11 protein-coding genes are annotated in these 13406 nt (G+C 67.3%); 3 read left to right on the forward strand and 8 right to left on the reverse strand.

All coding sequences use genetic code 11. From position 1 onward, the window contains the following. Nucleotides 1–2: 2 nt before the first annotated feature. Nucleotides 3–1163, reverse strand: a complete 1161-nt coding sequence (locus tag AC1D1G_RS08520) for an acyl-CoA dehydrogenase family protein (RefSeq protein WP_283351349.1) — start codon at nt 1161–1163, stop codon at nt 3–5. A gap of 198 nt (nt 1164–1361) precedes the next feature. On the opposite strand from AC1D1G_RS08520, the gene AC1D1G_RS08525 reads away from it, so the two are divergent. Both AC1D1G_RS08525 and AC1D1G_RS08530 read left to right on the forward strand, forming a co-directional pair. Beyond that, nucleotides 1362–2867, forward strand: a complete 1506-nt coding sequence (locus AC1D1G_RS08525) for an ATP-binding protein (RefSeq protein ID WP_477951720.1) — start codon at nt 1362–1364, stop codon at nt 2865–2867. Between the two features lie 98 nt (nt 2868–2965). After that, on the forward strand, nt 2966–3235 hold the full coding sequence (locus AC1D1G_RS08530) for a hypothetical protein (RefSeq protein ID WP_477951721.1): 270 nt from the start codon (nt 2966–2968) through the stop codon (nt 3233–3235). Between the two features lie 80 nt (nt 3236–3315). On the opposite strand, the gene AC1D1G_RS08535 is transcribed toward AC1D1G_RS08530, so the two are convergent. The 7 genes from AC1D1G_RS08535 to styD form a co-directional block, all read right to left on the reverse strand. Continuing rightward, nucleotides 3316–5025, reverse strand: coding sequence for an amidohydrolase (locus AC1D1G_RS08535; RefSeq protein WP_477951722.1), 1710 nt, complete (start codon nt 5023–5025; stop codon nt 3316–3318). 33 nt (nt 5026–5058) lie between these two features. Next, nucleotides 5059–5574, reverse strand: coding sequence for a DUF5134 domain-containing protein (locus AC1D1G_RS08540; protein WP_477951723.1), 516 nt, complete (start codon nt 5572–5574; stop codon nt 5059–5061). Nucleotides 5575–5582: 8 nt separating this feature from the next. Then, nucleotides 5583–7022 (reverse strand): APC family permease, encoded by a 1440-nt coding sequence (locus tag AC1D1G_RS08545; RefSeq protein WP_283351352.1) that lies wholly within the window; start codon nt 7020–7022, stop codon nt 5583–5585. Next, on the reverse strand, nt 7015–8973 hold the full coding sequence (locus tag AC1D1G_RS08550) for a primary-amine oxidase (RefSeq protein WP_317569144.1): 1959 nt from the start codon (nt 8971–8973) through the stop codon (nt 7015–7017). Before AC1D1G_RS08550 ends, AC1D1G_RS08545 begins: the two co-directional genes overlap by 8 nt. A gap of 172 nt (nt 8974–9145) precedes the next feature. After that, entirely contained in the window at nt 9146–9715 is a 570-nt protein-coding gene (locus tag AC1D1G_RS08555; protein ID WP_317569169.1) for a TetR/AcrR family transcriptional regulator, read from the reverse strand. A gap of 204 nt (nt 9716–9919) precedes the next feature. Then, nucleotides 9920–11035 (reverse strand): NDMA-dependent alcohol dehydrogenase, encoded by a 1116-nt coding sequence (locus tag AC1D1G_RS08560; RefSeq protein ID WP_317569143.1) that lies wholly within the window; start codon nt 11033–11035, stop codon nt 9920–9922. A gap of 40 nt (nt 11036–11075) precedes the next feature. After that, the gene (gene styD / locus AC1D1G_RS08565; protein WP_477951724.1) at nt 11076–12563 is read right to left on the reverse strand and encodes a phenylacetaldehyde dehydrogenase StyD; all 1488 of its coding nucleotides are present in this window, start codon (nt 12561–12563) and stop codon (nt 11076–11078) included. Nucleotides 12564–12733: 170 nt separating this feature from the next. Here styD and AC1D1G_RS08570 point away from each other — a divergent pair, with 170 nt between their 5' ends. Further along, nucleotides 12734–13399: a helix-turn-helix domain-containing protein gene (locus AC1D1G_RS08570; RefSeq protein ID WP_280781195.1), complete on the forward strand. Its 666-nt coding sequence runs from the start codon at nt 12734–12736 to the stop codon at nt 13397–13399. The last annotated feature ends 7 nt before the right edge of the window (nt 13400–13406 follow it).

The raw sequence follows: 13406 nt of genomic DNA on the forward strand, positions 1-13406 counted from the left end.
GGTCAGATGAAGCCGGGGAACGGCGGGATGTCCATGAGCACCGCACCGGCGCTGTCGTAGATGCCGTCGCCGAGGAAGGCGTGCTGCGGCGGGACCAGGGCCTCGCGCATGTACCGCTGCATCGCGTTGCCGTCGTAGATTGCGCCGGTGCCCGACAACTGGAATGCGGTGTGCACTGCGGAAGCGCCCGCCTTGGCCACGTGCGTCGACGACAGGCGAAGAAGCGCCGCAAGCTTGTCCGGGACGGGGTCGCCGGCGACCACCGTGGCGTACGCCTCGTCGGTGACCTCGTAGAAGAAGGCACGGGCGGACCTCAGCGTCGCCTCCGCCTTGGCCAGGTCGATGCGGTAGTAGGCGCGATCGGCGAGCTTGGGCGCTCCGGTGATTCCTGTGCGTCCCGCACCGACTTTGATCGCGTAGTCGAGCGCGGCGCGGCCCACTCCGAGATTGACGACGGCCAGGACCTGGGCGGCGTAGGCGATGGAGGGGTAGCGGTAGAGGGGTTCGTCGACGGTGGGGGTTCCGCCCCGGATGAATGTCCAGTCCTCGGGTACGACGACGCCGTCGACCTTCAGTTCGTGGCTTCCGGTACCCGACAGGCCGACCACGTCCCAGTTCTCGACGATCTCGACGTCCGTCGGCCACAGCAGTGCGGTGCGAGGCTTCCCGGCTGTGGAGTCGCCGCCGCGGATTCCGACGCCGAGAATGTCGGCACCCTTGCATCCGCTGGCGAACTTCCACTGCCCGGTGATCTTCAGACCACCCGGCACCTGTTCGGCGGGTTGCACCGGGAACAGTCCGCCGGCGAAGACGAGGTCGGGGCTGTCCTTGTACAACTCCGCCTGTGTCGCGAGCGGCAGTGCCGCCAGGTAGACGAGGGCGGAGCCGAAGCTGGCGACCCAGCCCGCCGACGCGTCCACCGCGGAGATGCGTTCGATCATCCGCAGAAACTCGCTCGGGGGCAGCGCGTCGCCGCCGAATTGGCGGGGTGTCGCCGCGCGGTAGATGCCGATCTGCTTGAACTCGTCGATCATGTCGCGAGGCACGAACTTCTGGCGAGCGAACTCTTCCCGCCGCAATGCGACGTGCTCGAGGACGTCCTCGAACGACAGCGTCCCGTTCGCGGCGGCGTCCGTCGTGTCGAGGGTCGGTGCGTTGGTCATCAAATACTCCGATCGACGCGAAGTAGAAGGGGTGTGGCGTTTTTCGTGTCGAATTCACGCTATTGCGGTGGCGGGCATCACTCAATCGGTGCTTCCTCCCGAGGACGTGCAGAGATGTCGCCTCGGAGTAAAGGATTTCCCTATCGCGTCCGCGGTCCGTCCGCTCAGTAGACTCGAGATGAGCCGAAGGAGGCCGCATTGTCCGATCTCGCGCCGTCCGACTACGAACGACTCGTCGAGTCCCTTCGCTACTGCGTCCTGGTCCACGATGCGGCCACCAAGGACATCCTTTGGGCGAACCGGGCGGCGTCCGAACTGCTCGAGTTCACGGTCGAAGAACTCAAACCGCTCAAGGCGCCCGATATGAGTTCCCCGGCGAAGCGGTACCGCAGGTCGGTGGGACGGCGGTGGCTGCAGGAGGCTGTCGACAACGGGGCGGCGGTCATCGAATGGACGTATCGCGCGAAGAGCGGGCGAGAAGTCCTGACGGAGGCCATCGCGATCCGGGTCGAGTTGAGTGCCCGGACCGTGGTGATGGTGCAGTTCCGCGACATCGAGCAGGAAACGTCGATGCGCCGCGACCTCACCCGCACCGAGGCCGACCTCACCCGTACCGAGGCCCGGCTGGCCGCGTTCCTGCGGAACATGGCCGAAGGAATCCTCGTCCTGGACGACGACAGTCGGATCACGTATGCGAGCGAGGCGGCGTCGGAGCTCCTGAAGGTTCCGGTGGCATCGCTTGTCGGCGAACGCTTCACGGAGTTCTGCCGGGCGGGTCAGTCACGGGAGAGCGTGCGACGCGCCCTGCAACTGACGACCGCCGACGGGGGTTCCCAGAGCCTGCGCTACGAGGTGGAACTGACACCCGAGGAGCGCCGGTGGCATGCGGGGAGCTGCCAGCACATCGGTATCGAGAACGATCTGAGCGGCCACCTCCTGCTCTTCCACGATGTCACCGAACACGTCCGCACCGAGCAGGAGCACGAACGGGACTCGCAGTACCTCAACTACCTGGCCCGCTACAACGCGATGGGCGACATGGCGATGGCCATCGCCCACGAGTTGGCCCAGCCGCTCGCGGCCGCCACCAATTTCATCGCCGGAACGCAGAGCCGCCTCGACGACGGCCGGAGCGGTCACGACGAGGTGAGCTGGGGTCTGGGGGAGGCGCGCAAGCAGATCGACCGGGCCAATCAGATCGTCCGGAGTCTGCGTGAATACGTGACACAACTCGAGGAGTCGCAGCAGATCGTCGATCTCAACGACATCGTCGACGAATGCGCGTATTTCATCGACATCCGGGCGCGGCAGAAGGGAGTTCACGTCGAGTACCTCCGGGCGAACGACACGGTTGCCGTCGTGTGCGAACGGGTGCTCACCGGGCAGGTCATCCTGAACCTGTGTTTCAACGCCATCGACGAGATGGCGGAATGGCCGGCAGCCGACCGCATCGTGACGGTACGCACCGACATCACCGAGACGGAGGGCGTCGTGAGCGTCGAGGACCACGGAAAGGGTCTCTCGCACATCCCGGACGGCCGAATCTTCGACGGCGCGTTCACCTCGAAGTCCACGGGTCACGGAATCGGGCTCGCGCTGAGCCACCGCATCATCTCCCGCCAGGGCGGGACACTCAGTGCGCGCGAGAACGATCCGCACGGGGCCGTCTTCACGTTCACGTTGCCCGCCGATCCGAACCACTGAGCGGGCGACCCCCACGCGGGTAAAGGTTTCTTGGATTCCGTTGGGCACGATCCGGTTCTAGCGTGGTGGCAAACACCACCGCGGCCCGGAGGTACCTCGTGGACTATACGCATCATTACCGGACATTCCTGACCTGTTACGCCGACACCCATCGCTACGGGTGGCACCACGTCGACCTCTTCGTGCACGACGAGGACGGCAACGAAGTGAACTGGGTCCACTGGCAGACCCGGGAGGACGGACCGGACGGCGCCGACGCGGCCACCGCGCGCGTCGAACCGAACCTGCGACGGACCACCGACTGGCAACGCGGAATCAGCGCCGACGGGAGCGAGTACTGGATCGCCGAGGCGGCGTGGGCTCAGTGAACCGGCGGATCGGATAGACGCCGAACTGCCGGTTCGCCGACCGAGCGGCGAACCGGCAATTCTGACGTATCGGTACCGGGCTACGCGACGCTTTCGGCGACGCGCTGGAACACGACCTTCCCACCCAGCACGGTGGAGACGACCTGCATTGCCGGGATGTCGTGCGGGTCGATGGTCTCGAGGTCGCCGTCGAGGATGCACAGGTCGGCCACCTTGCCGACCTCGAGTGATCCCTTCCAGTCCTCGGCGAAGTCCTGCCAGGCGGCGTTGATCGTGTAGGTGCGGACGGCGTCGGCGAGGCCGATACACTGGTCGGGCCCGCTCACCGCGCCGCTGGCCTTGCTCTCGCGCAGGATCATCGTGGAGATGCCCTGACGCCAATCGGGCGGTGTGACCGGTGCATCGGAACTGCTCATCAGGTGCACCCCGGATTCGACGGCACTGCGATACGGCCATTCGTAGGCGGCTCGTTCGGTCCCGACCACCCCGACCTCCAGGTCGGCGATCGTCCACTTGATCGTCGGATTCATGTTGACGCCGATGCCGTTCTCGGCCAAGCGTTGCAGGGTGGCTTCGCTGATGAAGTCGCCGTGGATCAGGTAGTGCCGGGCATCCTCGCGGGGGTGCGCATTCTGCGCGGCGATGATCGCGTCGGCGACGGTGTCGATGGCACGGTCACCGGTGACGTGCACACCGATCTGGTAGCCGGCCTCGTGTCCGATGCGGACCATCTCGGTCACCTCGTACACCTGACGTTCGTCGGTGTCGCCGCCGACGCACAGGGAGCCGCAGCCGCCGCCGACGTACTCCTCGTGCATCCACGCGGTCTTGCTCGGCGGGATGCCGTCGGCGAACACCTTCACCCCGAGAACCCGGAACATCCTCGAGTCCACCGATTCCGGAACGTCGATGTTCGCGAGGTTCTGTCCGAAATCCTCCGCCGATCCGGACATTCCGGTGGGCAGGAGGAGAAGGTTGACGCGGGCGCCCAGTTCTCCGCGGCGGGCGAGGTCGGCATACACCGCGAGGCCCTCGGCGCCCATCGCGCCACCGGCGAGGGCCTCGCCGCCGGGGCCGATCGCGGGATCGGTGAAGCTGGTGATGCCCTCGCTCTGCAGGATCGAGATCGCCGAGCGGAGTGCCTCCTCTCGGCGCTCCCGGGTGAGGGCGGGAAGAACACGCTGTACGAGGGCCTGCGCACCCTCCATGACGATGCCGGTCAGCAGGCCGTCCTCGCCGACCGGCATGAGGCTGCCCGGCGGGAGCGGTGTGGTTTCGTCCACCCCGGCGAGCGTGAGCGCCGCGCTGTTCACCCACGACGTGTGCCGCGAGAAGTCCTGCAGGAACACGGGATTGTTCGGGGACACGTCGTCGAGGTCCCAGCGGGTCGGCGTCCGTCCGGCCTCGGCGAGGCACTCGTCGAGATACCCGTCGTCCCAGCCGGTTCCGATGATCCACTCGCCGTCCTCGGCCGCCGCGGCGGCCTCCCGCMCGAGTTCGCGGACGTCCGCGATCGACCGGACGGCCGGGAACGACACGTCCAGCGACAGCGGCGGAGTGTCGAGCCCGTAGGCGATGGCATGCAGGTGCGAGTCGTTGATTCCCGGGAGGATCGTCTTTCCACCGAGGTCCGTGACCACGGTGTCCGGTCCGATCAGGGTTTCGATCTCCGCATCGCTGCCCACCGCGTGGACGAGTCCGTCACGCACCGCGAGGGCGGTGGCGATCGTGAAGTTCGCGTCGACGGTGAAAACCTTGCCGTGGATGTAAACGGCATCGGCGTAACTCATCGGTTCCTCCAGGTTGCAGTCGTGGGAGAGCTGTCAGACGGCCATGGGGGCCATGCCCAGGATCATCAGTGCGGATCCCGCCGCCGCGGCCCTGACGCCGGAGCGGCGCTCGCGGCGCGGGGTGGAGCGAAAGAGATGCAGTGTCAACAGTGCCCAGCACACGAGCACGAGGAGTGGCAGCCAGCCAGTCGAGATTCCAGCGCCACCGTGGTGGTGGCCCGCCGACGCCGACGCGGCCGGGGCGGGGGCGGACGTCGGGGCCAGGAGTAGCAGCACCCCCATGGCGGTGAGGTCCACCGCGCAGGGCACGGCGGTCCGGCGGTGCATGGTCTCACCGGTGACGAACACGGCGAGGGCGATGAGGACGGCACCCTCCAGCAGGTGAATCCCCGCCGGCAGGTCGGGGATCATCATCGCGACCATCGACACCGCCATCGCGCCGTGCGCGATCCGCACCCGGCAGTCCGTGCCGTGTGCCCGCCACATCGGCACCATCGCCCCGACGGCTCCGACGAGCATCGCCGCGTGCACGGCAGGGATCTCGAACATCGCCGGGCTCAGATCGTGGGGGTGAGTTCGCGACGCTGCCCGACATCCGCCCGGCTCTGCCGGGTGACCCGGGCGACGACCAGTCCGGCGACGAAGAACAGCGCGATCACGGCCAGCAGGATGTCCGCGAGCAGTTCCGATCCGCCGATCAGCGTGGTGAAGTTGTCGAGCACCAACCCGGTGACGGCCACCAGGCCCACGCATCCGAGCACCGGAGCGATGCGGGTGTGCCAGAGCCGGGTATCCAGCCGGGTGCGGGCGAAGAACGCGATGATCGCGACGCTGGTGAGCACCATCAGCACCAGGATGCTCACGGTGGCCAGACCCGCCATCCAGGTGAACAGTTCCAGCACCGGGTCCGCGCCGACGAGGGCGAACACCCCCACGACCACCGTCGCGGAGATCGTCTGGGCGACCGAGCCGATGTGCGGGGAACCGTGCTTGGTGTGGGTGCGGGACAGTGCGCGCGGCGCCGCCCCCTTGCGGGCGAGGGCGAACACGTACCGGGAGATGGCGTTGTGGAAGGCGAGGAGTGCGGCGAACAGGCTGGTGACGAGCATGATCGCCATGACGTCGGCCGCGGGTCCGCCCAGGAAGTGCGCGGCGGCGGCGAACGTCAGACCGGCAGGGTCGGCGGCGGCCGCGGCGGAGACGTTGTCGCTGCCGAACGCGAGCACCACGGCCCAGCTCGCCAGCGCATATACAAGCCCGATGACGATCACGGCGGCGTACGTCGCGATCGGAATCGTGCGTCGGGGGTTGCGGGCCTCCTCGCCGTAGATCGCGGTCGCCTCGAATCCGATGAACGACGCGATAGCGAACATCAATGCGACACCGGGGGATCCGCTGAAGAACGACGTCGGGGTGAACGACGCGAAGTCGATACCCGCGGCCCCGCCCCGCACCAGCACGCCGAACGACAGCGCCAGGATGATGCCGATCTCGAGCACGAGGAGCACCCCGAGGACCTTGGCGCCGAGGTCGATGCTGCGGTATCCGAGCACGGCCACGAGTGCGATGAGTACCAGCGCCCACATCCACCACGGCAGGTCGGGTCCGCCGTACTGGACCACGAGGCCCTGAATCGTCGCGGCGGCCAGGCCGTACACGGCGGCCTGAATGGCGGTATAGGTCAGCAGAGCGAGGCCGGCTGCGCCGAGCCCGCAGGACTCACCCAGCCCCTTGGCGACGTAGGCGTAGAAGGCGCCGGTGTCGACCATGTGGCTGCTCATGGCCGCGTATCCGACGCTGAAGACGAGCAGGACCAGTGCGGCAATGAGATAGGCGGTCGGGGCGCCCGCACCGTTGCCGATCGCGATCATGACGGGCAGAGCGCCGCCGATCGCGGTCAGCGGCGCGGCGGCAGCGATGACGAGGAAGACGATCCCGACGACGCCGATGGATCCGCGTAACTTGCCGGCACCCGAACCCGTGGTGGTGTCAGACATCTGTTCCCCCGTCCGAGTGGCAGCTGCCGCCTCCGGTCGCGCAGTGCTTCGACGTCGTGCGGGGAACGTCGAGAGCGGGGTTGCGGTCGAAGAAGCCGCTGGGCTTCAACGTGAATCCGGTGTAGTCGACGGGCATGATCGGCCAGTCCTCCGGTCGCGGGAAGTGCGTGAGGCCGAACGTGTGCCAGACGACGACGTCTTCGTTCTCCAGATCGCGATCACCGGCGACGAAGCTGGGCAGTCCGGCGCCACCCGCGTGCTGGTTCACGAAATCCCCTGCCGCGTAACGCTCCTTCTCATCGAACTGGGTGACCCACAGGTGCTTGGTGGCGAACGTCGCCCGCGCCGCGATCGAGGAGTCGTCGTCGGCCAGCAGGATCGGCTGACCCTCCGGGTGGAGTGCGTACGCCACCGGCTTGCCCAGACGATTCAGCTTGTTCGGGTTGCTGATGTGCCACACGCGTCCGACGCTGTTGTCCGCGAGGCGCTGCGCCTCGGATTCCTTCGTCAGCGGCGTGCGCTCGAGGGTGAACGCGTTTCCGTGCAGGTTCCCGGGGCCCATCTTCACCCGCTTGGTCTGCACCTCCTCGACGGAGTTGCGGTCGCCGTCGATCATCATGTCGAGGCGGGCGCTGAACAGGTGCTGGTGGTAAGGGGCGCCGAGGCCGGGGGCGATCTCCGAGGCGTACGGGTAGTCGCCGCCCGGGTGACCCGACGTGAAGACGATGCCGGTGGCCTTGACCTCGAATTCGATGGTGCCGTCGAGGTACAGGTACCAGAAGAATCCGTAGTCGTAGTTGCCGATGGTGGTGAAGAAGGAGATGACGAGACGGCGCTGGCGGCGGGTCTCGGCGGAGCCGGCCCACAGGTCGGTGTGCTTCCACAGCACGCCGAAGTCCTCCTCGTGCATGCACACGGCGTTCTTCAGCGTCTTGGGGGTGCCGAACTCGTCGGCGATGACGGCGTCGAAGTAGGTGATGTCGCCGACGCAGTCGCAGCCGAGTTCGAGGGCGTTCGCGTAGCGGCCCACCATGTACTCGCCGGTGTCGAAGTAGTTCTGCCACGACCGGACCGGCGAGGGGTCGCCGTAGGGCACCACCATCTCGGCGATGGACGCGCGGTGGATGATGGGGCGCACCCGGTCGCCATCGGCGAACCCGAGCTGGTGGAGGACGAGACCCTCGCGGGCGTCGAAGCCGACGCGGAACGACCACTTCTCCCAGTCGACGCGGTTGCCGTCGACGACGAAGCTGGGTCCCTCGGGCTGGGTGATCTCGATGGGCTTCTGGGTGGTGCGCAGGGGGCCGGTGACGGCGAGGTCGTCGAAGTTGCCCGACTCCTCGGGGATCGGGACGGCGCCGAGGTCGAGAACGTCGGTGACGGTCCGGTTCATGACGTCGACGAATCCGACGAGCCCGTCGATCGGGTGCGCCCAGGCGTGGTCCTTCGGGTGGTCCTGGCGGAACGCGAGCCCCCGGAGGATCCGCGTGCCCGTCTCGCCGGGGTAGTCGAAGACACCGGCCGAGAGGGGAGCGACTCGGACGTCGGCGACGTCGAGTCCGCGGGCGGCGAGCGCGGCGAGCCAGCGTTCGTCGGCGGCCAGCACCTGTTCGACGAGTTCGAACTCCTCGTCCAGGACGGGCATCTGACCGTCACGGGCGGCGTCGAGGGTCACCGAGCTGATCACCGACCGCTGGGTCACGGACACGACGACGTCCACCGCGTTGGGTGACGAGATGTCGTGCAGCAGAACGCGGAATCGGCGATCGGTCTCGGGGGCCTCCGCCGTGTACAGCGTCGACTTGTCCGGTTCCTCGAGGCCGACGTAGACGAATCTCGTCTGCTCGGTCAGCGCGTCGGCGGTCTCGAGGATCTCGCGGAGGGAGGCGATTTCTTCGACGGTCGGCAGCGACAGCGGGTGGTCGATACGCGCAGGGGAAAGGGTGGGCATGTCGCGATCCTTTGGTTCTACGGGTGTTGAATAAAAAGCTTAGTGACGTACGTTACAGCCGAGGTGCCCGCGTGTAAACAGTGAGTTTCGCGCCCGAACAAACTGACCGTTCGGTCAAAAATGGTTCTCTATCGGATTCCGCAGCAACGGTTTTGGCTGAGCGACGGAAGGCTCAGAGTGCGGCGACGAACTGCTCGAGCATCTCCAGCTGACGCTCCGACGACGTTTCGCCCGGCGTGAGGACACCCAGAATCTGCATGCCCATCATCATGTTGAGCAGTTGCTCGACCACGATGCTGACGTCGATGTCGCCGACGGAGCCCTCCTCGCGCGCCTGCTCGAGGAAGATCGCCATCTGCTCACGCCAGTGGTCCATGGTGCGGCGGTTGGTCGCGGCCATCTGCTCGTCGTACATGGCCCGCGGCCACAGCGAGGCGGCTATCCGGGCTTCGAGGAGTTGCTCTTCGTTGATCGGCATCACTTCGCGGCAGAGGATGCGCAGTGCGTCGAGTCCGGTCGCGTCGCCGAGCGCCTCGGTGATCCGGCGGTCGGTGGCCTCGGAGATGTGCTCGTACGAGGTACGGAGGATCTCGTCCTTGCCGGCGAAGTAATGACTCAGGGCGCCGTTGGTGTACCCGGCCTCGGTGGCGATGTCGCGCATGTTGGCAGCATCGATACCGCGGGCGGCGATCAACCGCCAGGCGGCGGCGGTGATGCTGCGCCGACGCTCGTCGTGATCCACGACCTTAGGCACGACGCGTACCTGCCCCACGAGCGATCATGCGACCACGGTATCAATGAGCTCCGCCGAGATTGAGAACGACCACTCCCGAGACGACGAGACCGGCGGCGATCGCGGCAATCAGGAACACGTACGGCATGGGACAGGGAACCATGCCGGGAGCGGAGAGGCGTGCAGCGCCCCACCGCTCCCGACTGTGCAGATCTACGAGTACATGATGACGCCGCGGACGTTCTCGGCCTTCCGCATCGCCTCGTAGCCGTCGTTGATCTGATCGAGTGTGTATGTCCTCGTGATCATCTCGTCGAGCTTCAGCTGACCCTCCATGTACAGCCGCAGCAGATGAGGGATGTCGAACCGGATGTTCGCGTTGCCGAACCACGCCCCCTTGAGGGTCTTGCGCATCGCCGTCAGATCGAACAGGTTCAGATCGACGTCGTTCTGCGTGACGTCGCCGACCGACACGTGGACGCAGGTGCCGCCCTTGGCCACCAGGCTCATCGCCGGGGCGATGATGCGGCCACTCGCATTCGCGATGGTGATGAGCACCTTGTCGGCGAGCTGGCCCCACGTCAGATCCTGGAGGAGGGGGAGCGCCTCGTCGATGCTCGCCGCGGTGTGGGTCGCACCGAAGATCTTGGCCTGCTCCCGCTTGAATTCCGACGGGTCGACCACCACTACGTGCCGCGCCCCGGCGAGCGCGGCGCCCTGAACCGCCCCGCACCCGACGCCGCCCATGCCGATCACGACGACGGTCTCACCGGCCTGGACGCCGGCCGCGTACACCGACGACCCCCAGCCGGTGGTGACGCCGCAGCCGACCAGCGCCGCCTTGTCGAGGGGAATGTCCTTCGTGATCTTGACGCACGACGCCTCGTTGACCACCGTGTACGGCGAGAACGTCCCGATCAGGCACTGGATGGCGGCGTCCTTGCCGCGAACGTGATGCCGGGCCGTGCCGTCCGAGATCTGCCAGCCCTCGAGCAGGTGGGCTCCCAGGTCGCAGATGCTGGACTGGCCGGTCGCGCACTGCCGGCATCGGCCGCACGCGGGGATGAATCCGAGAGCGACGTGATCGCCCTTCTCGACGCTGGTGACACCGGGCCCGACCTCGAGCACGACTCCGGCGCCCTCGTGGCCACCGATGAACGGGTAGTACTCGAGCGGCAGGCTGCCGTCCCGGACATGCTCGTCCGAGTGGCACATCCCCGACGCCGCCAACTGCAGAAGCACTTCTCCGTGCTTCGGCGGGTCGAGTTCCAGTTCTTCGATCTGCCACGGCTGACCGGGCTCCCACAACACTGCGGCCTGGGTTTTCATAAGTCCTGCTCCTGTCCGACGACGTCGATGCGAGGGGCGATCAGAGGATGATCGTGACGACCTTCTCCTCGGTGTTGGCTTCGATTCCGGCCCAGCCGAGTTCGCGGCCGGTGCCGCTGGTCTTCATGCCGCCCCAGGGCAGGGCGGGGTCGATGGGTGCCCAGCCGTTGACCGCGACCGCTCCGGCGCGGACCTTGCCGGCGAGGGTGTGGGCGTGGGACACGTCGCGCGTCCAGATCGAGGCGGCGAGCCCGTAATCGGTGGCGTTGGAGATCGCGATCGCCTCATCGGTGGTGTCGAACGCGATGACGGTGCCGACGGGTCCGAAGATCTCCTCCCGCGCGATCTTCATGTCGTTGTTCGCGTCGGCGAAGATGGTCGGCTGGACGAAGAACCCGTCCCCGTCCGGGCGGCCACCGCCGGCGGCGACCCGGGCGCCCTCGCTGCGTCCGGCCTCGATGTAGCCGAGGACGGTGTCACGCTGCTTCGCGTTCACCAGGGCGCCCATCGTGGTCGCCGAATCGAACGGGTCGCCGAGGACCTGCGCGGACGCGGCGGCGGCGAGACCGTCGACCACCTGCGAGTACAGCGAGCGGTGCACCAGGATGCGGGTGCCCGCGGCGCAGACCTCGCCCTGATTGAAGAACAGTCCCATCGCGGTGCCGTTGATGGCGGCCTCGAGGTCGGCGTCGGGGAGGATGATCTGCGGGGACTTGCCGCCGAGTTCGAGGGTGGTGCGCTTGAACGTGTCGGCGGCGCGCTTGGCGATGATCCGGCCGACGCGGGGGCTGCCGGTGAAGCTGATCTTGTCGACGCCGGGGTGGCCGGCGAGTGCGTCGCCCGCGACCTCGCCGAGCCCGGGCACGATGTTGACGGTGCCTGCGGGCAGTCCGGCCTCCTCCAGCAGCGTCGCGAGGTGAAGGATCGACAGCGGTGCGTCCTCCGGCGGCTTGACCACCAGCGTGTTCCCGGCGGCGAGGGCCGGGGCGATCTTCCATGCCGAGATCATCAGCGGGGTGTTCCACGGAACGATCGCGCCGATCACACCGACCGGTTCGCGGACGGTGTACGAGTGGGTGGGCTGGCCGAAGTAGCCGGCAGTCGGGATGGACTGGCCGGTGATCTTGTCGGCCCAGCCGGCGAAGTGCCGGAACGTGCCGGCGGCCATCGGGATGTCGAGCATGGTGGGCTGGCCGACGGGCTTGCCGACGTCGAGGGCCTCGAGCCGGGCCAGGATCTCGCCGTCGCGTTCGATGAGATCGGCCACCTTGTTCAGGATCCGTCCGCGGGCGGCGCCGGGCAGTGAACCCCATTCACCGTTCAGCTGCGTGCGGGCGGCCCGGACCGCGTCGTCGATGTCCTGGGCGGTGCCGGACGCGATCTGGGCGAGGGGGCGAGCGGTGGCCGGGTTCAGATCCGTGAACGTCCCGCCGTCCGACGCCGCGCGCCACTGCCCGCCGATGAACAACTCGGTCGCGGTTCCATCAGGAAGTCCTGTGGCACTGACGTTCTCGTGTACTGCGGTCATGGCGTCAACTCTCCCGGTGGTGTTGTGATGGCTGTCACAAGCATGCGGGCGGAGGCGCGGCGTCGTCTTGCACGCATGCGCATAGTTATTGCTCGTATGCGCACCGATTCGCCGTCCGGCGTAGTGAGTCGCGGTTTCCTGACAGTAAACGGCGCTGCTACGATGCGGACGTGACCACTCGACCCGAGACCGAGGTCCACCGCGACACGGGAGACCCAGCGCCCGTCGAGCGTGAGGTGCCGTCCGATACGCCGACCGGGCCCGATCTCGAGAAGGTGATCGCCAGGCAGGTCCGGTCGCTCCGCAAAGCCAGTGGACTCTCAGTGGGGGACATGGCGGCCAAAGTCGGAATCTCGAAGGCCATGCTGTCCAAGATCGAGAACTCGCAGACCTCGTGCAGTTTGTCGACGCTGGCGCGTCTGGCAGCCGGGCTCGACGTGCCCGTGACCTCTCTGTTCCGGGGCGCCGACACCGCCCGCGACGCCGTGTACGTCGAGGCGGGCCGCGGTGCGGTCATCGTCGGGCGAGGCACCCGGGTGGGACACCACTACGAACTTCTCGGCGCACTGCGCGGCCAGCACAAGCGACTCGAGCCGGTGCTGGTCACGCTCACCGACTCCAGTGAGACGTTTCCGCTGTTCCAGCACGCCGGCACCGAATTGCTCTACATGCTCGAGGGCGTCATGGTCTACGGGCACGGCGAGGCCGAGTACACGCTGCGGCCGGGGGATTCGCTGCTCCTCGACGGTGAAGGTCTGCACGGGCCCAACGATCTCGTGCGGTTGCCCATCCGCTTTCTCGCCGTCACCGCATACCCCGACCACCACGAGGACTGACGGCCGT

This window comes from Rhodococcus sp. P3_B8, from assembly GCF_056402775.1.